At 58.8% G+C, this 19,142-nt stretch carries 16 protein-coding genes; 12 read left to right on the forward strand and 4 right to left on the reverse strand.

Features of this window, described 5'->3' with window-relative positions; genetic code table 11:
* Positions 1-34: 34 nt before the first annotated feature.
* Together AC2FF7_RS10140 and AC2FF7_RS10145 are read right to left on the reverse strand one after the other, a co-directional pair.
* Positions 35-664, reverse strand: coding sequence for a glutathione S-transferase family protein (locus AC2FF7_RS10140; protein WP_480866316.1), 630 nt, complete (start codon positions 662-664; stop codon positions 35-37).
* An 11-nt stretch (positions 665-675) separates the two neighbouring features.
* Positions 676-1,206: a class I SAM-dependent methyltransferase gene (locus tag AC2FF7_RS10145; RefSeq protein WP_170753598.1), complete on the reverse strand. Its 531-nt coding sequence runs from the start codon at positions 1,204-1,206 to the stop codon at positions 676-678.
* Between the two features lie 200 nt (positions 1,207-1,406).
* Here AC2FF7_RS10145 and AC2FF7_RS10150 point away from each other — a divergent pair, with 200 nt between their 5' ends.
* The 5 genes from AC2FF7_RS10150 to AC2FF7_RS10170 are packed head-to-tail and all read left to right on the forward strand — an operon-like array spanning position 1,407 to position 8,627.
* Positions 1,407-3,179: an ABC transporter ATP-binding protein gene (locus tag AC2FF7_RS10150; protein ID WP_170354825.1), complete on the forward strand. Its 1,773-nt coding sequence runs from the start codon at positions 1,407-1,409 to the stop codon at positions 3,177-3,179.
* Positions 3,172-5,082 carry an ABC transporter substrate-binding protein gene (locus AC2FF7_RS10155; protein ID WP_496905593.1) on the forward strand — a complete coding sequence of 637 codons (1,911 nt, stop codon included), beginning with the start codon at positions 3,172-3,174 and terminating at the stop codon, positions 5,080-5,082. Before AC2FF7_RS10150 ends, AC2FF7_RS10155 begins: the two co-directional genes overlap by 8 nt.
* Positions 5,083-5,095: 13 nt before the next feature.
* Positions 5,096-6,124, forward strand: coding sequence for an ABC transporter permease (locus AC2FF7_RS10160; protein ID WP_170753594.1), 1,029 nt, complete (start codon positions 5,096-5,098; stop codon positions 6,122-6,124).
* Positions 6,121-7,275, forward strand: coding sequence for an ABC transporter permease (locus tag AC2FF7_RS10165; RefSeq protein ID WP_170354822.1), 1,155 nt, complete (start codon positions 6,121-6,123; stop codon positions 7,273-7,275). The genes AC2FF7_RS10160 and AC2FF7_RS10165 overlap by 4 nt, the downstream gene beginning before the upstream one ends.
* Positions 7,272-8,627, forward strand: coding sequence for a CoA transferase (locus tag AC2FF7_RS10170; protein ID WP_496905594.1), 1,356 nt, complete (start codon positions 7,272-7,274; stop codon positions 8,625-8,627). The genes AC2FF7_RS10165 and AC2FF7_RS10170 overlap by 4 nt, the downstream gene beginning before the upstream one ends.
* An 88-nt stretch (positions 8,628-8,715) precedes the next feature.
* Here the strand turns inward: AC2FF7_RS10170 and AC2FF7_RS10175 are convergent, their stop codons facing one another.
* On the reverse strand, positions 8,716-11,091 hold the full coding sequence (locus AC2FF7_RS10175; RefSeq protein WP_480866319.1) for a mechanosensitive ion channel domain-containing protein: 2,376 nt from the start codon (positions 11,089-11,091) through the stop codon (positions 8,716-8,718).
* A 368-nt stretch (positions 11,092-11,459) separates the two neighbouring features.
* Here AC2FF7_RS10175 and AC2FF7_RS10180 point away from each other — a divergent pair, with 368 nt between their 5' ends.
* From AC2FF7_RS10180 to AC2FF7_RS10210, 7 genes are read left to right on the forward strand one after another with little or no spacing between them, the layout of a single operon-like run.
* Positions 11,460-12,674: a glycosyltransferase family protein gene (locus AC2FF7_RS10180; RefSeq protein ID WP_496905595.1), complete on the forward strand. Its 1,215-nt coding sequence runs from the start codon at positions 11,460-11,462 to the stop codon at positions 12,672-12,674.
* Complete coding sequence (locus AC2FF7_RS10185) at positions 12,671-13,918, forward strand: glycosyltransferase (protein ID WP_480866322.1); 1,248 nt, start codon at positions 12,671-12,673, stop codon at positions 13,916-13,918. Before AC2FF7_RS10180 ends, AC2FF7_RS10185 begins: the two co-directional genes overlap by 4 nt.
* Positions 13,918-14,994, forward strand: a complete 1,077-nt coding sequence (locus tag AC2FF7_RS10190; protein ID WP_496905596.1) for a glycosyltransferase family 4 protein — start codon at positions 13,918-13,920, stop codon at positions 14,992-14,994. Before AC2FF7_RS10185 ends, AC2FF7_RS10190 begins: the two co-directional genes overlap by 1 nt.
* Positions 14,991-15,575 (forward strand): histidine phosphatase family protein, encoded by a 585-nt coding sequence (locus AC2FF7_RS10195; RefSeq protein WP_480866326.1) that lies wholly within the window; start codon positions 14,991-14,993, stop codon positions 15,573-15,575. Before AC2FF7_RS10190 ends, AC2FF7_RS10195 begins: the two co-directional genes overlap by 4 nt.
* A complete protein-coding gene (locus AC2FF7_RS10200; protein WP_480866328.1) occupies positions 15,572-16,714 on the forward strand; it encodes a glycosyltransferase family protein in 1,143 nt (380 codons plus the stop codon). The genes AC2FF7_RS10195 and AC2FF7_RS10200 overlap by 4 nt, the downstream gene beginning before the upstream one ends.
* Entirely contained in the window at positions 16,711-17,475 is a 765-nt protein-coding gene (locus AC2FF7_RS10205; protein WP_480866330.1) for a polysaccharide deacetylase family protein, read from the forward strand. Before AC2FF7_RS10200 ends, AC2FF7_RS10205 begins: the two co-directional genes overlap by 4 nt.
* Entirely contained in the window at positions 17,472-17,963 is a 492-nt protein-coding gene (locus AC2FF7_RS10210) for a class I SAM-dependent methyltransferase (RefSeq protein ID WP_480866331.1), read from the forward strand. The genes AC2FF7_RS10205 and AC2FF7_RS10210 overlap by 4 nt, the downstream gene beginning before the upstream one ends.
* Before the next feature lie 9 nt (positions 17,964-17,972).
* Here AC2FF7_RS10210 and AC2FF7_RS10215 read toward each other — a convergent pair whose 3' ends face one another.
* Complete coding sequence (locus AC2FF7_RS10215; RefSeq protein ID WP_480866332.1) at positions 17,973-19,112, reverse strand: alpha-D-ribose 1-methylphosphonate 5-triphosphate diphosphatase; 1,140 nt, start codon at positions 19,110-19,112, stop codon at positions 17,973-17,975.
* Positions 19,113-19,142: the final 30 nt, after the last annotated feature.

Here is a 19,142-nt window from a genome sequence, read left to right on the forward strand (position 1 = left end):
TGACGACGAATTGTGTCGATTGAATTCAACGAAATTAAAGTTGGGCGCTGGGGCGCGCTGCGACCTTATCGAACCATGCCTGAGTCGCTTTGTTTTCTTGCGGAATCCGCATTTTTATGACGCGCGCAAAATCTACAAATACAAAGGCCGAGATATCAGCCAGGGTAAACTCCGGACCTGCGACATAGGCACTTTCCGCTAAGCGCCCTTCGAGCATGTCGAGGAATCGCCTCACCCTTTCGATCCCGCGTTGGGCCAATTCCGGGATTTGCGCATAATTCGCCGGGCCGGGAATCGCGCGACCTTCGAAAACGGGATGGGTATTGCGCAGCGCCTCGGCGACCGGCGCACCGCCTTGCTGTTCGACAATACTGTTCCACATCAGAACCAACCCCTTTTCGTCAGAGGTACGGCCCATCAGCGGCGGTTCGGGGAAGCGGGCTTCGAGGTACGCCGCGATGCCAAGGTTTTCGGTCAACGCGGTCCCCTCATCTGTGACCAGTACGGGAATAGTGCCATTTGGATTGACCGCAAGGAATTCATTGCTCAACTGCTCGCCTTTGGCGATCGAGATGTCACGCGTCTCAATTTCAAGCCCTTTTTCAGCTAAGAACATCCGCGCACGGCGCGGATTAGGTGCGGTCGAGCAATCATAAAACAGCATTGGCCTCCCCTTCAGCGGCGATAGACGAAACAGCGCCCCGCGACGGCCCCGTCGGGCAAAGGCAACTCGGTCAATCCGTCAAAATACATGCGGTCGCTAGACACCATCAGTCCGCCCTCGGCCAGCAACGGCTCGATCAGAGGGGATACAAACCGCGCGAAAGCGTCGTTCTTTTCGCGGTTATGCCCGCCAAGGTCAGCATGAATCAGGCTGGCGGTTGCGCCAAAACGGTCCAGCGATGCCGGCAACGTCTCGCGGACATCCCCCAGAATCACCAGATCGTCCGGAGGTGTCGAGTCCGGGTGTGACGCGACCGCGCGTTCGAACACATAGACCGGTCGGTTCCGCACATACTGCACCATGTGATGATAGGTGCGACCATTGCCCAGCCCCAATTCGAACACCGGTCCCGGCATGTCCTGGGTCTGGTCAATGGCAAAGTCCAGACAAGCCCTTTGCGAGACCATACGGTCGATAAACAGATCAAGACGACTTTGGGGATCGGACACTGGGAAATCTCTCCTTGATAGTTGCCGACGCATAACAAGGCAACGACACCGCCTGTGATGACAAATCATCAAGGGTTTGTGTAGGCAATTTCGCCGCAGTTTCATATTTACGCGACATTTCAACACAAGAACGGGTTTGACTAAACAGGGGCAACCGCGCGAAACTGTGTCAAAAAACACGGGGAGTTGATCAAGCCTATGCCGAGTGACGGCCGAACGGGTGGAAAACCCGCATGACTGCGTTGTTGTCTGTCAGGGATCTTAGCATCGGGTTCGGTGCTGGTGAGGCCGTTGTTCAAGGTGTCAGTTTTGACGTCGAGGCCGGGCAGACTTTGGCACTGGTGGGCGAGTCCGGCTCTGGCAAAACCATCTCGTGCCGCGCAGCACTTCGGATCCTCCCACGCACGGCGCAAATTCGCAGCGGGACCATTACTCTGAATGATTCCAAAGGCATGGAAAACCTGACCGCGATCAGCGAGCGCCAGATGCGCGACATTCGCGGCAATCGGGTCTCGATGATCTTTCAGGAACCGATGCGGTCGCTGTCGCCGCTGCACAAGATCGGCAATCAGGTCAGCGAAGTTCTGTGGTTGCATCGCGGCGCATCTGAGGCGCAAGCCCGTAAAGAGGTTCTGACCCAATTCGAACGCGTTGGGTTCCCCGATCCGCAACGCGCCTATGATTCTTATCCGTTCGAGCTGTCCGGCGGGATGCGGCAACGCGCGATGATCGCGATGGCGATGGTCGCCAAGCCAGAGCTGCTGATCGCGGATGAGCCGACCACCGCGTTGGACGTGACCACTCAGGCGCAGGTGCTGGGGCTAATCAAGGAGCTGCAGCGCGAGACGGGCATGGCGCTTATCCTTGTGACACACGATCTGGGCGTGGTGGCGAACATGGCCGAACAAGTGGTCGTCATGCACAAAGGCCGCGTCATGGAGGCCGGCGCTGCTGCGCCAATTCTGACCGCGCCAGCGCATCCATACACGCAGCAATTGTTCAATGCCGCGCCCGCGATTCCTGAAAAGGACGCAGTAGGGCTGCCCATGCCCCATGAGGACCTCATCCTGCAAATGAAGGATGTGTCCAAAACCTATACGATGCGCTCCAGCAAGGGTTGGCAGGGCGATCGAATGATCTACGCGTGTCGGGGCGTCGATCTGAATCTGGCGCGCGGCAAGACACTGGCCATCGTCGGTGAAAGCGGATCGGGCAAAACCACCGCAGCCCGTATTGCACTAGGGGCCGAGCCCCCCGATCCGGGCGGCGAGGTGCTGTTTCGCACCGCGCCCGACGCCGATCCGATCACGGTCCATAAAATGACCCGCGCCCAGCGCACCGCGTTTCAGCGCAAGGCTCAGATGGTGTTTCAGGACCCTTACAGCTCACTCAGCCCGCGCATGCGCATTCAGGACGCCATGACCGAGCCGCTTGAGATTCACAATATCGGCTCACCAGCTGAACAACGTGACAAAGCGGCAGACATGTTGAAACGCGTCGGTTTGAATGCCGACATGCTAAAGCGCTACCCGCATGCGTTCTCGGGCGGCCAGAGACAGCGTCTGTCGATCGCACGGGCAATGATGCTGGACCCACAGCTGATTGTCTGCGACGAGCCGACCTCGGCATTGGACGTTTCTGTGCAAGAGCAGATCCTGACCTTGCTGGAAAACCTGCAGGACAGCCTGAACCTGTCTTACTTCTTTATTTCTCACGACCTTGCTGTCGTGGCCCGCATTGCCGACGAAGTCGCGGTGATGCGCCGGGGTCTTGTGGTGGAACAAGCGCCGCCCGAGACCCTGTTCTACAACCCGCACCACCCCTACACAAAGGCGCTGATTGCCGCTCAACCGGAACCCGACATCAACCGGCCCATTGACCTGAATTTGGTTGCTTTGGGCGCCGGTTCCCCCGACAGTTGGGAAGACGCCTTCCGATTTACGGACTCCGTGATACCTTCGTTGGTAGAGATGGAGCCCGGCCATAAGGTACGATGCCATGTTTAAGACCCCTCGCCCCCTGATCCTGGCAGCCGCCCTGTCTGCGTTTTGGTTTCCGCCCGTCGTGGCCGAGACACCCACCCCGCAGGAAAGCGCTTTCTGGCAAGCCGAAGTGGCTGCCGGGAACCTCCCCCCTGTGCAAGAACGCCTACCCGCCGAACCACTGATCGTCGATCTGAACGCCAAGGGGCGCGAATTCGGCACTCCGGGAGGAACCTTGCGAACCATGGTTACCCGTTCGAAGGACGTCCGGCAGATGGTCGTCTATGGCTACGCCCGGCTGGTAGGGTTCGATGAGAACTACGAAATCGTGCCCGATCTGCTGGAATCCTTTGACACCGAAGACAACCGGAAATTCACTCTGAACCTACGCGAAGGCCACAAATGGTCGGATGGATCCCCCTTCACATCCGAGGATTTCCGGTATTGGTGGGAGGACGTGGCAAACAATGAATTGCTCAGCCCGTCGGGACCACCAGATTTTCTGATCGTCGAAGGCAAGACACCGACCGTCACCTTCCCGGATGAAACAACCGTTGTTTTTGAATGGGAAGACCCAAACCCGGATTTCCTGCAGTCGCTTGCTCAGGCGCGCCCGCCGTTTATCTACCGCCCATCTGAGTTTTTGAAACAATATCACGAGAAGTTCGCAGATGCAGAGGAGCTGGCCTTTTACGTCGAGGACGCCCGCGTCAAAAGCTGGGCTGCACTGCACAACAAACTCGACAACCTCTATAAGTTCGACAATCACGAGTTGCCGACACTGCAACCCTGGCTGAACGCCAGCTCAGGTAAAAAGATCCGGCACAATTTCGTGCGCAATCCTTACTACCACCGTATCGACAGCAAGGGCGTCCAACTGCCCTATATCGACGTGGTCGAGATGGAGATCGTGGCACCCGGTCTGGTTGCCGCAAAAACCAACGCAGGCGAGACCGATCTTCAAGGTCGCGGGCTGGCGTTCCGGGATGCGTCGATCCTGAAAAAAGGTGAAGCCGGCGGGGACTACAAGACACTGCTTTGGAAAACTGGTGTTGCGTCCCAGATCGCGATTTATCCCAACTTGAACTATTCCGATGAAGGCTGGCGTGATGTACTGCGTGACGTGCGCGTACGGCGCGCGCTTTCGCTGGCCATCGACCGCAAGACGATAAATCAGGCGCTATATTTCAAACTGGCACAGCCGGGCGCGATGTCGGTCCTGCCGGCCTCTCCTTTCTACAACGAAGAAAACGCCAAGGCCTGGGCGCAGTATGATATCGACAAGGCCAACGCATTGCTGGATGAAGCCGGGCTGAACAAACGCGACAAGAACGGTGTTCGCCTTCTGCCTGACGGTCGCCCGATGGAGCTGATCATCGAAACCGCAGGCGAGCGTCAGGAGGTCGAGAATGCCCTGCAGATCGTGACAGATACGTGGCGTGAGATTGGTGTTGATCTGGTAATGCGCCCGCTGGACCGCGACATCCTGCGCAACCGAGTATTTGCGGGCAACACCATGGCCTCGGTCTGGTTCGGCTGGGATGACGGCATTCCGCAAGCCCACACATCACCTGCCTATCTGGCCCCAACGGATCAGGTGTTTCTGGCTTGGCCGAAATGGGGTCAATATTATCAAACCGGTGGTGATGTAGGGGAAGCCCCTGATATGCCTGAAGCCGCACGGCTGATGGAACTGGCTCATGACTGGGAAATCGCGACCACAGATGATGAGCGCAAAGCCGTGTGGACCGAGATGCTGAAGATCCACGCTGACCAGCTTTATGCGATTGGTATCCTGAATGGTGCCCCACAACCCGTCGTAGTATCGAACCGTCTGCGCAACGTACCCGAACAGGCCATGTGGGCATGGGAACCCGGCGCGCATTTTGGTATTCACCGACCCGACGAGTTCTTCTTCGCCGACTGACAGGAGCAGCTAAATGGTAATGCTGCGCTACGTGGTGTATCGCTTTTTCACGATGCTGCTGACGCTGCTTGTGGTGTCAGTGCTGATCTTCGTGATCATCAACCTGCCGCCCGGAGATTACCTCAGCAACCAGATCGCAGAGCTTCAGGCATCGGGTCAGTCTGCAGGTGTAGCCAAGGCGGAATTTCTACGCACAGAATACGCTCTGGACCGTCCGATGTGGGAACAATACCTGATCTGGATGGGGTTCTGGCCCGGGCCACATGGGTTTGAAGGCCTGATACAAGGCAACTACGGCTGGTCCTTCGAGTTCGATCGTCCCGTAGCCGAGATCGTGGGCGACACCCTGTGGCTGACCGTTGTGGTGAACCTTGCCGCGATCCTGTTTGTTTATGCCGTCGCCCTGCCGCTGGGCGTACTCGCGGCGGCGCGGTCACGGACCTGGATCGACTATACCTCGGCTTTCGTAGGGTATCTGGGTCTGGCCACGCCAAACTTTCTGCTGGCGTTGATCTTGTTCTACTACGGTCACCAATATTTCAACCTACCCATCGGGGGTTTGATGGATCCGATCTACGAGGGGCAGCCGATGAGCTGGGACAAGCTGAAGTCCATCCTGATCCACCTGATTGTTCCAACCTTCGTGATCGGCACCTCGGGCGCGTCCGCGATGATGCAGCGGCTACGCGCGAACATGCTGGACGAGCTGGGCAAACCCTATGTGGAAACCGCCATAGCGAAGGGTATGGCACCGTCGCGGATGTTGACCAAGTATCCCCTGCGCGTGGCCTTCAACCCGTTTGTGGCCGATATCGGCAACTTGCTTCCCTCTATGGTGTCGGGGTCGGTCCTGGTCTCGGTGGTGCTGGGTTTGCAGACCATTGGCCCGACCCTGCTGACGGCGCTCAAGACGCAGGATCAGTTCCTGTCGGCCTTTATCCTGATGTTTGTGGCCCTGCTGACGCTGATTGGGACCATGATCTCGGACATCTTGCTGGTCATGCTGGACCCGCGAATTCGGTATGAGGGGCGTGAAGCATGACCAAACGCTCTGATGATCGTTATGTCGACGATGCACCCTTCGATCCAGACGCCGCCCTGCAACAGCTTGAGCGCGCCGATCTGGACGCCCCCAACTGGCTGCTGGTCTGGCGCAAATTCCGCACCCACAAACTGGGCCTGATTTCGGGCATCTTCCTGCTGCTGTGCTACCTGATGCTGCCCTTTGCTGGGTTCATTGCCCCCTATGGTGCGAATGAACGCAATGACGAGCATCTTTATGCCCCGCCCCAAAGCGTCAACTGGTTCCACGAAGGCGAATTCGTCGGTCCGTTTGTCTACCCGACGGTGATCGAGGCCGACCTTGAGACCTTCCAGTGGAAAGCTGTGACCGACACCAGCGATCCGCGCCCGCTCCAGTTCTTCTGTGAAGGGGCCGAATACAAGCTGGCGGGGCTGATCAAGTCGGACACGCATTTGTTCTGTGCGCCCGAAGGCGCAACGCTGTTCCTGTGGGGGTCCGACCGTCTGGGTCGGGATGTCTTCAGCCGCATTCTCTATGGCGCGCAACTGTCGCTGACGGTGGGTCTGATCGGTATCTCGGTGTCGTTCTTCCTGGGCATCTTGTTCGGGTCGATGGCGGGCTATTTCGGCGGCAAGATCGACTGGGTCATCAACCGCGTCATCGAGATTCTACGGTCACTGCCCGAACTGCCGTTGTGGCTGGCCTTGTCTGCGGCGGTGCCCTCGAACTGGAGCCCCGTGGCTGTGTTCTTCATCATCTCGATCATCCTCGGGATATTAGACTGGCCTGGCCTTGCGCGATCCGTGCGCGCCAAGTTCCTGTCGCTGCGCGAAGAAGAATACGTCCGCGCTGCCGAGATGATGGGCGCAAGTTCGGGCCGCGTGATCCGCAAGCACCTGCTGCCGAACTTCATGTCCCATCTGATCGCCTCGGCCACGCTGTCGATACCTGCAATGATCCTTGGGGAAACAGCACTGTCCTTCCTTGGACTTGGTTTGCGGGCTCCAGCCGTCAGTTGGGGCGTAATGTTGAACGATGCCCAGAACCTCGCTTCGATCGAGATCTACCCGTGGACAGCAATTCCGATGCTACCAATCATCGTGGTGGTTCTGGCCTTCAACTTCCTTGGCGACGGGCTGCGTGACAGTCTGGACCCCTATCAACAATGACCCTGCTCTCTGCGCTTCCCGCTTCCGACAGCTACCGCGTGACCGGCAGCGGGGCGCGGCCCAGCGCTTTTGCCGTGTCCGAGCTGGCAACCGCGAGCTTTGCGGCCGTCGGTCAGGAACTCATCCGATTGATGAAGTCGCTGAACCTTGTCAGCGACGCGCCCGAATTAACGGTTGATCACCGTTTGGCCTCGCTGTGGTACGGTTTCTCGTTCAAACCGGAAGGGTGGGAAATGCCCAGCCTCTGGGACGCCATCGCCGGAGACTATCAGGCATCCGACGGTTGGATCAGGTTGCATACGAACCTGCCCGCCCATCGGCAGGCCGCCCTGAAAGTTCTCAAGGTCAAGCCTGACAGGGATGCCGTGGCCCAAGCAGTCAGAACATGGTCTATCGTCGATTTAGAAGCAGCCATAGTGGCCGAGGGAGGAGCAACAGCCGCAATGCGCAGCCGCTCGGAATGGCTGGAACATCCACAGGGCCGGGCTGTCTCCCGCGATCCGTTGATCGGCTGGCACAATCCGCGTCAAGTTACGTTACGCGACCGACCGCAAGCGACAGCCGAACGTCCGTTGGCAGGGTTACGCGTTCTGGACATGACCCGCGTACTTGCAGGCCCGATTGCGACGCGCACGCTGGCGGGGTTTGGCGCCGAAGTTCTACGCATCGACCCCCCTGGCTGGGACGAACCCGGCGTGATCCCCGATATTTCGCTGGGCAAGTGTTGCGCCTATCTGGATATGAAAACACCCGCCGGCCTTGAAGCCGTGCAAGACCTTCTCTCTCAGACGGATGTGTTCGTGCATGGTTATCGCCCTGGCGCACTGGACGCGCTTGGCCTGACACAGACGAAACGGGATGCGCTGGCACCCAACCGCATTGAAGTCACCTTGAATGCCTATGGCTGGTTGGGACCTTGGTCCAATCGGCGCGGTTTTGACAGCCTTGTGCAGATGAGCGCGGGCATCGCGGATGCCGGGCGCAGCTGGGCCAAAGCAGATAAACCAACGCCGCTGCCGGTTCAGGCGTTGGATCACGCGACCGGCTATCTGATGGCGGCCGCAGCGCTGTCGGCGTTGTCCGAAGCAGCCTTGGGCAATTCGATCATGCAGGCGCGACTGTCTCTGGCCCGAACGGCCGAGTTGCTGGCCGTGTTGGGTAAAGCCGAAACCTCAAATGAAATCACTCGCGCCAACCCAACCGATTATGCGCAGGCCCCTGAGAAATCCGACTGGGGTGTCGGCCATCGCCTCAAACCAGCCCTTCGCGTGGGTGGCACGGATATGATCTGGTCCCGGCCTGCCTCCAAACTGGGAACGTCTGATCCCATCTGGCCTTCGCTTAAGCCATAGCGCAACCGCCGCGCGGAACGCGCGGCCCGGCCCAACGCTTTTGAGTGCGTCTCGTCAGAGACGCGTCCAAAAGAGGCGGGAGCGCGTCCTACCTGTCATCCCCTCCACCAGGGCCGATATCGTCCAGATAGTCCTCGTCAATCGCGGCCTGAACAGCGCCCGTTACTGCCTCGCGCTGTTTCGGCGTCAGATCTTCGGTAGCTTTTTCATCGGCCAAGCGCACTGTCACTTCTCGATGGGCGAAGCGGATACCTTCGCGCGCGAACAGTTCGCGAATTTCCTGATAAACCTTCTTGCGTACCAGCCACTGATCGCCAGGCTTGGTCATGAACTTGACGCGGATGATCATCGCTGAATCCTGCATCTCGATCACACCCTGAGACTTGAGCGGCTGAATGAAATTGTCGCCGATCACAGGGTCACTCAGCAATTGCTGACCCAGCTTCTTGATCAGCTTACGCACCTTCTCGACATCGGTGTCATAAGTCACCCGCAAGGGCAGCTTCATAATCACCCAGTCACGAGAATAGTTCGTCAGCACTTTGATCTCGCCAAAGGGGATGGTGTTCAGCGCACCTAAGTGGTGGCGCAACTGGAACGACCGGACCGAAATCTTTTCGACCGTGCCTTTCACATCGCCAATGTCGATATATTCCCCTTTGCGAAACGCGTCATCCATTAGGAAGAATGCCCCCGAGAAGATATCCCGCACAAGGGTCTGAGAGCCAAATCCCACGGCCAGACCAACGACACCCGCGCCAGCAAATAGCGGGCTGACATTGATGCCCAGCTCCATCAGTGCGATCAGGACAATGGTGACAACGACCACAGCCAATATGGCCCCCCGGAACAGGGGTAGCAAAGTGGCAAGGCGGCTCTGCCCACCTTCACCTCCTTCATCACCCAACTCGGCCTCGGCACCGCCATCGTCAATCTCTTCTGCGATCTTCGTATCGATCCAGATGCGGAAGAAATGGAACAGGATATAGCCGATGAACATGATGACCATCACATCCAGGAACCGTTCGATGGGCAGTTCCTCGCTCCAGCTGGCATCCGGGTTCCAGATGACAACCAGCGCATAAAGGCCCACCACAAAGGCCAGGATACCCGCGACACGACGGGCCAGATCCTCATAGGTCACAATCGAATGCGCGCGTTTTTCGGCCAGAGGGGTCTCTATAACCACTTCCACTGGGCTGACCTCACCTTCGGCGTTCATTTCTTCTATCTGACGGTTTCGGTCAAAATACCGCTCGAGCAGATAGTTCATCGCGCCATAAGCAATCACGACCGACATGAAGATGGCATAGCTGCTGGCAACAATAGGGATCGAGTTTTCATTCTCCAGCACAAGATCGACGGCCAGTTTGAACCAACTGAAAACGATATACAGGATCAAAACTGGCGCCCACGCCAAAGAGATAAAGCGCAGTATCCATGACACTTGTTCTTTGGCTCGCCCGCCCCGGATGGCATTGGAAATTGCACGGCCGTTGAACAGTATCATCAGAACATTGCCCAACGCGCCCAGCATAGTCAGACCGCCATAGACCATGGCATAGACGTTGTAGTTCAACCCGAAATCCGCAACCCATGTCGAAAACATCACGACCGAAATGTCGTAAGTCGCGATCGCCGATGCCCAGATATAAAGCCGCTTGGCGTCCCGGTCGGAAAAGGGCGGCAGCCGGTACTGGCTGAGATACGGTGACAATACCATGCGCCAAAGATCAGAGACCGTGCGCGACAGGAAGAAGGCCGCGAAAATCGCTGTTACCGTAAACTGGATCGAGATGTCCTCAGCCTCGCCAAAGAACAGGAACCCGACGATCAGGGCCATCAGCATGGCAAAGATCGTGCCCCCGATCCCCATAAGGAAGCGGAACACCAGAAACGGCATTTTTTCGCGATAACCTTGCGGGTTTTCCTTGGACCGCGCGACGACAATCCCTTTGGCAATGCGCTTGCCGTAAATCTCGGTTGAGAGCCAACGCCCCAGCAGCAGGAACAGGATGTTCCAGAACAGCACCTCGACATAGGTCTGTATCCGACCATCGGGGCTGGTCTGACGCAGGACGTATTTGACCTCGAAGATCGAATAGGGAAGCGCCTCGAGCCGGGATTGCATCGACTCGCGGAACTTAGAGAACCTCTCCTGCGCTTTCATAAGTTGAGAGCCATCAGACATCGGGTCTGAAGGGCCCGCACCGTCAGCCGATACTGTTTGTTGACCCGAAGACACGACTTTGCCCGCACTGTCGATAACGATGACACTGGCTCCGGCCTCGGTGGCCGACCGGATGGCAGTAGCCAGGTCGCCCTCTTCGGTCGTAGATGCTGCAGTATCAGAGTTCGTTGTATAACCGGGTATAAGCGAGGTCTGCGCTGTGGCCCCGACTGCAAACACCAAAGTGGTCGCCCAGATCAACAGGGCAAGGATGGCACCAAATCTTGGTTTCATAGGGGATTCTATCCAGTTCGACATTTGCAACGCACAATACAAAAGCACATTTGCGTGTTCAAATCATCAACCGCTTGTTTTCGGGAACGGTTTTTTACTGGGTGCGCGGTACAATAGGCACGTGTCGAGTGTTTCCAATCTGACAAAAACTGAATATGAGGAGCGGGGTGCGTTGCACGGCTTAGATGGTTGTATCCATTGGTGGAAAACACGGCGAACCACAGAAAGGATCTACAACATGTAGCCAATTCGCCATGTTTGTCGGTTTCGGCAGGTCAAAGCAGAGTTTTTTACAAGCAGCCGAAAAACAAATACGATAGACGTGCAAGCGCGCGGAGTTGCACTCAGACACTAAGACGGGCGAAAGAATGAGCCTAGGAAAACAAAACGACAAAACCGGCCGTGCGCCTCGCATCCTGTTCTACAGCCATGATACGTTCGGATTGGGGCATTTGCGCAGATCCCGTGCTTTGGCAGCTGCAATAACTCAGGCTGATCCTTCGGCTTCGGCGTTGATCTTGACCGGGTCTCCAGTTGCAGGCCGCTTCACCTTTCCCCGTCGCGTCGACCACGTACGCCTGCCGGGGGTTACCAAGCGCGCCGACGGGTCTTATGCCTCGCAGACGATGGGGATGGGGATTGAAGACGTGACGGAGTTGCGCTCGAGCCTTATCCAAACTGCCGTTCAGCAATTCTATCCTGATGTTCTGATCGTTGACAAAGAACCCACCGGATTTCGCGGGGAACTTTTGCCAACGCTGGACTGCCTTTTGAAAACCAAACGAACCCAGATCGTCCTGGGCTTGCGTGACGTGTTAGACGAGCCCGAAGTGCTGGCCGCTGAATGGGACCGAAAAGAAGCCCTGGATGCCACCGAGACCTATTATGATGAGATTTGGGTCTATGGGTTGCGGTCGATCTATGATCCAACACAGGGGTTGCCTCTTAGCCCTGCCACCCAAGCGCGTATGCACTGGACCGGATATTTGCGCCGCGATCTGGGACCGGTCGCAGAACCGCCCGAGCAGCCTTACATCCTGATCACGCCCGGCGGCGGAGGCGATGGCAAGGCGATGGTAAACCTTGTGTTGTCCGCCTACGAGCACGACCCGACGCTTTCGCCTCGGGCTGTTCTAGTTTACGGCCCCTTCCTGTCAGGAGAACTGCGCGAAGAGTTTGAAACGCGCGTCGCAGCCCTGAACGGTCGCGTAACGGCCGTCGGATTTGAATCCCAGATCGAAACCCTGTTTGCCGGTGCGGCGGGTGTGGTCTGTATGGGCGGCTACAACACGTTTTGCGAGGTGCTGTCATTTGACAAGCGTGCCGTGATCGTGCCCCGCACCACGCCCCGGCTGGAACAATGGATCCGGGCCTCGCGCGCCGAAGAACTGGGCCTTGTTCGAATGCTCGACGAAAGCCGCGATGGGTTGACGACCGATGCGATGATCAATGCCATCCGAGCATTGCCCAATCAGTCCCTTCCATCCGAGGTCATCTGCGATGGGCTGCTGGACGGTCTGGACTATGTCACAAGTCGAGTACACGCCTTGCTGACCGGAGAGCAGGAACGGGCCACCGGATGAGCCTTACACAACCGAAACTGGCGGTGCTGGTCAAAGGATGGCCGCGCCTGTCGGAAACGTTTATCGCGCAAGAATTGGTAGCATTGCAGGATGCGGGCCACCGGTTTGACATCTGGTCGCTTCGCCATCCTACTGACGTCAAACGTCATCCCCTGCACGAAAGGTTCACAGGGCAGGTCCATTACCTACCCGAATACCTATATCAGGAACCCCAGCGCGTTTGGGCCGCCCGCGCTGTTGCACGCGCCATGCCCGGCTATGGCGAAGCATACCGAATCTGGCGCGCTGATCTGCGCCGCGACCCCACACATAACCGCATCCGACGCTTTGGGCAGGCGTGCGTTCTGGCCGCCGAACTGCCGCAGGATACACGTGTCCTGTATGCGCATTTTATGCATACCCCGTCTTCGGTCGCACGCTATGCCGCCATCATGCGGGGACTACCGTGGAGCTTTTCCGCCCATGCCAAAGACATCTGGACCTCGCCCGAATGGGAAAAGGCCGAGAAACTGCACGCTGAAACGCATGGTGCATCTTTTGGCGCCACATGCACCGCCGTTGGCGCAAACCATCTGCGCAGCCTTGCCGATGACCCCGCGCGCGTTGATCTGATCTATCACGGGTTGGACCTGAGCCGTTTTCCGTCTCCTCCGAAACGTAACCCACGCGCGCCCGATGCACCCTTCCACATGCTCTCCGTAGGGCGTCTGGTCGAGAAAAAGGGCTTTGACCGCCTGCTCGACGCTTTCGCCTTATTGCCCACAACCCTGGACTGGCACTGGACCCATATCGGCGGCGGCGCTTTGGGGGACGCGCTACGCACCCTCGCACAAGATTTAGGGGTCGCGGACCGCCTGTCTTGGAAAGGCGCGTGCGACCAACCCGAGGTGATTGCCGCCATGCGCGAGGCGGACCTGTTTGTGCTGCCCAGCCGCATTGCCACGGACGGAGATCGCGACGGGTTGCCCAATGTGCTGATGGAGGCTGCGTCTCAGCGGCTGCCGATCCTGTCGACCCCGGTCTCGGCCATTCCCGAATTCATCGAAACAGGAACCCACGGTGTGCTGTCCAGTGATGACCCCACCGCGCTGGCGGCGGCCATTTCCAGCATGGCAGCCGACCCTGGATCAACTGAAAACATGGCGAAAGCGGCCTATGACAGGTTGATCGCTGACTTCCGTATGGACCCCGGAATCGCACTTTTGTCCAAACGTCTGACCGCTCTGGGGGCGGACAGGGGCTGATGGCGCGGGTTGCGTTCTACGCTCCGATGAAATCCCCGGACAGCCCGGTGCCGTCCGGCGATAGGGAAATGGCCCGGAACTTGATGACCGCAATCGCCGCGCAGGGTGATACGGTCGAGCTGGCCTCGTCCCTTCGCCTCTACGACAAAACCGGGGACACGCGGGTTCAGACGCAGCTGCACGAAGCCGCGGAACGCGAAGCAGAGCGTCTTGTAACAGAATTGCCCACAAACACCGCGCTTTGGGTGACCTACCACAACTATTACAAGGCCCCCGATTTGCTGGGTCCACGTGTCAGCTCCGCCCGAGGAATTCCCTATGTTCAGTTGGAAAGCACGCGCGCGACCAGCCGCTTGACCGGCCCTTGGGCGGGTTTCGCCAAAGCCGCACACAATGCTTGTGACGCGGCCGACGTGATCTTTTATCACACCGCGAACGACCTGATTACCCTAGAGCGCGAAAGGTTCGGCTCGCAGAAACTGATCGAGCTGCCGCCGTTCCTGCCCGCAGAAGACTTGCCAGAGGCGTCTTCATGTGATGGGCCGATGTTGACGGTCGCGATGATGCGCCACGGCGACAAGCTGGCTTCTTACGACATACTGGCCCAAACATTGGCGCATCTGAAAGGCCAATGGGCTTTGAACATTGTCGGCGATGGGCCCGTCAGACCCGAAGTTGAGGCCATGATGGCCCGGTTCGGGTCCAAAGTGCGCTTTCTGGGGCAACTTGACCGTGCTGCAGTTCAGATGTGCTATGACACCGCGTCGGTCCTGCTCTGGCCGGGCGTGAATGAGGCGTATGGTATGATCTACCTTGAGGCGCAGGCCAGCGGTATTCCAGTTGTTGCGCAGGATAGACCCGGCGTGCGGGATGTTTTGCTGCCCTCGACCTACCCCACGGCCGAGACAGGGCCAGCAGGGCTAGCGGCACATTTACAAAGCCTGCTGCGTGACCACACGCAGCGCCTGAAAACCGGAACCGAGGCGCGCGCCTACGTCGCTGCCCGTCACCTTTTGCCGAACGCAACCGAGACTTTTTGGAAAGCTGTCCGCCCCTTGATCGAGGGTCGGGGATGACGAGACTTGCGCTGCTCCGCCATGGTCATACACCTTGGAACCGCGCAGGCCGGATTCAGGGACGCAGTGATATTCCGTTGGACGATGATGCCCGTCAGGATCTTGCGGGTTATGCTCTGCCCGAACCTTGGGATAAAGCCGAGCTCTGGTCCAGCCCGCTGCAACGCGCAGTTGAAACAGCGCGTCTGGTCTCTGGGCGCACCCCAGACACCCACGACGCTTTGACTGAGATGAACTGGGGCGAATGGGAAGGGTTGCGCGGGGTCGACCTGATCGCGGACCCTGACAGCGGTTATCGCCACATCGAAGATTGGAGCTGGCAGTTTCGCCCACCCGGCGGAGAAAGCCCCGCAGAGCTTTGGCACCGCGTGCGCCCCTGGCTTGACGGCTTACAGGCCGATACGGTGGCCGTCTGTCACATAGGCATCATGCGTGTCATTCTGGCCAGTGCATGGGATTGGAATTTCGACGGGCCGCCCCCCTTTAAAATCAAACGCAACAGACTGTATATCGTTGAAACACAACCTCTGCGCGCGTGGCCTGAGCCCGTGCGCCTGATCCGCTCGGAGCCCGTCGCATGAAAGTGATGATCGTGGTCACCCACCTGCTGGGCACCGGACATTTGAGTCGCGCCTTGACCCTTGGACGCGCTTTTGTGCAAGCGGGGCACGAAGTTCTGACAGTATCTGGTGGCATGCCTGCGCCCCAACTGGACAGTTTTGGGATGTCTTTGCTGGGGCTGCCCCCACTGCGGTCAGACGGTACCAACTTTACGCGCCTGCTGACGCAATCAGGTGAGGTGGCAGATGCGGATTACATGTCCGCTCGTAGTGTTGCCCTGACCAAAGCTGTCAGAAGCTTCTCACCGGACGTACTGATCACCGAGTTGTACCCGTTCGGGCGCAGGTCGTTGTCGGCCGAGTTCACCGCCGCCTTGGACGCGGCCCGTGCGTTCCCCCGACCTCCTGTCATCTTGGGATCGGTCCGAGACATTCTTGCGCCGCCCTCGAAGCCCTCCAAGGCTGAACGGACAGATCAGATCATATCCGAACACTACGACGGTGTCCTTGTGCATTCGGATCAAACAGTCATCCCGCTTGAGGTCAGCTGGCCGGTTTCCGAGCAACTTCAGAAGCGGTTGCACTATACCGGATTCGTTGCGCCTGACGCGCCGACCGCGCACCCACAGCGCACTGGTGAAGGTGAAATCCTTGTCAGTGCAGGCGGAGGGTCGGTTGGACAGCCGATCTTTCAGACAGCCATCGAGGCTGCCCGAAAGATGCCCAACAGGCGCTGGCGCCTGCTGGTCGGAGGCCAGGATGCCCAAGCGCGCATCAAACAGCTGACGCCTTTGGTCAAGGATGCGCCGGTTACGTTGGAACCGGTGAGGCCCGATTTTCGACAAATGCTGCCAATCGCAGCCGCATCGGTCAGCATGTGCGGATACAACACCGCCCTGGATATTCTGCAGACCGGAACCCCATCCGTGTTTGTCCCTTTCGACGACGGCAGCGAAGTTGAGCAGACGCTGCGCGCACGAACACTAGACGCCCTTCCAGCCATCGAAGTCATTCCAAGCCAGATGCTAGATGCAGAACTGCTGGCTCGGGCGATAGTAAGTGCGACATCGGGCCCTGAACGAACCGTTCCCGACCGTGGGTTTGACGGGGCTGCCAAAACCGTCGAGATCGCGAAGACGCTGTTGGAGGGCCGTATATGATTCCCAACTGGCGCCCACTACAGGACGAATTGGCCGTGTGGGAACAGCACAGACTGTCTTTGCCCCTATGGTGGCGTGACGATGATGCTATCTCGGCAACACCGCAGCTTGACCGACTGATCGCCCTGTCGGATACACTTGGGGTACCAGTTCACCTGGCTGTCATTCCAAAGACGTGCGACACAAGCCTTGTCGCCCGGGTCGACAGCAGCACTCTGATCCCCGTCGTCCATGGATGGGCGCATCTGAACCACGCGCCCAAGCAGGAAAAGAAATCCGAGTTTCGGATGCACCGGTCGATGCCAACGATCATTGGCGACGCACAGCAGGGGTTGGACCGGCTGCAGGATCTGTTCGGCGAGCGTTTGGCGCCTATGTTCGTACCGCCCTGGAACCGTATCGCGCCCGAGGTCGTCGCGGAACTGCCTGCACTGGGCTATCGCATTTTGTCCACGGCCACGCCTCGGGCCACGCCCACCGCCGCGCCCGGGTTGCACCTGGTCAACACGCATCTTGATCCGATAGATTGGCGCGGCTCGCGGGGGCTAGTGTCGCCCGAGCGTCTGATTGACACGACAACCGCGTTATTGCGAGATCGACGAGAAGGCCGCAGCGATAATTCCGAACCCTTCGGCATTCTGACCCACCACCTCGCGCATGATGACGCGATCTGGGCCTTTACCCACGACCTTTTGCACCTTCTTCTGGATGGACCCGGCGTCCCCTGGGTCGCGACCAACGAAATACGGAGACCCGAATGAGCCGACTGGATTCAATGCTGCGCCGCCTGACCGCCCAACGCGATGGGCTGAACTGGGCCGTAGAACAGATCGCGGATCACCCCGGCGACGTTCTGGACATGGGCCTGGGCAATGGCCGCACCTATGACCACCTGCGCGAGATCCTGTCCGACCGGCGCATCTGGGTGATGGACCGGGTGCTACAATGCCATCCCTCCAGCACTCCGCCGGCCGAGGATTTCCTGCAAGGCGAGGCCGAGCCGATGTTGGAGAAGCTGGCACAAGGCGGCCCCAAGATTGCGTTGGCACATTATGATTTCGGGCGTGGCGTCAAGGAAGACGATGTGGCCGAGGCAGCCCGCCTCAGCCCGCTGATCGCGCAGGTCATGCTGCCCGGAGGGCTATTGATATCGGGTCAGCCACTGGTTGGTTTCGACCAGATTGCCGGGCCGGAAACCATTGCCCCGGACCGATATCTTTTCTACCGAGCCCAATTGGTAGTGATTTAACGCGCCCTATCAGGCGACACGCCGCCCGCGCGACCATACCCCGTTCAACGCTGGTGCGCCTTCGCGGATACGAAAGCGGATAACATCGGCGCGGGTGCCCGAGCGCAGCTCGCCCCGGTCGCCCAGACCGACCACCTGAGCCGGCGTCTGGGTAACGGTACGCAGGCCACGCGCCATATTGCCCCACATATCTCCCAGGCGGGTTGCCGACAGCAGCAGCGCGGCGGGCACGTAGTCTGACGACAGAATATCCAGATGGCCCAGATCAGCCAGTTCCTGCGCCGCGACATTGCCGGAATGAGACCCGCCACGGATCACATTGGGTGCCCCCATCATAACCTTGATTCCGTGATCGTGGCAGGCCCGGGCGGCCTCGACCGTGGTGGGGAATTCGGCCAGCGTGATGCCATGCCCCGCCGAAACGGCCACCTGATCCTGCGTCGTGTCATCGTGGCTGGCCAGCATCGCCCCGAACCGTTTGGCGGCCTTGACCGTCTCAACCTCGTGCTGATCGCCAAACCGATCGCGCAACGCCTTCAGTTGTGCCACGTGCTGCAGGAAGTCATCATCGTTCATGCCATGCTTGCCCTTCATATAGGCCTCAAGCTGGGTCATGTCGCGGAATTGCCGCTGGCCGGGCGTGTGATCCATCAGCGACACCAGACCGACGCGATCCTCGGGGCCGAACTCGTTCAGCTCGGCCACGAGGGTTTCCGAGCAGACCTCGGCCCGCAGGTGTAAAAAATGGCTGATCTTCAGCGCATCCTGTTCGCGCAGATCCCACAGCTCGCGCGACAGCTCGCGGGCGTATTTCTTGTAGCGGTTGCCCGATGGGATCGAACCGATGCGCATCGCATCGAATACGGTGGTAATTCCGGTGCTGGCCAGTTCCGCATCGTGGGCCAGAATCGCCGCCGCGTGGGGCCAGTCGACTTTGGGGCGCGGCTGAATATGGCGTTCCAGATTATCAGTGTGCAGCTCGACCAGACCGGGGCAGACATAGTCGCCGCAGCAATCCACCGCGCCGGGCGGCACGGTGCTGCCCGTGGCGATCTCGGCAATGGTTTCGCCGGTGATGCGGATGCTACCTGTGACCGTTTCATCGGGCAGAACCAGCGTGGCATTGGCAAGGATCATTTCTTCTGTCATCTGAACTTCACACGGTCTGAGCTATTGGGT

It is taken from the genome of Ruegeria sp. YTSC325 (assembly GCF_059609525.1).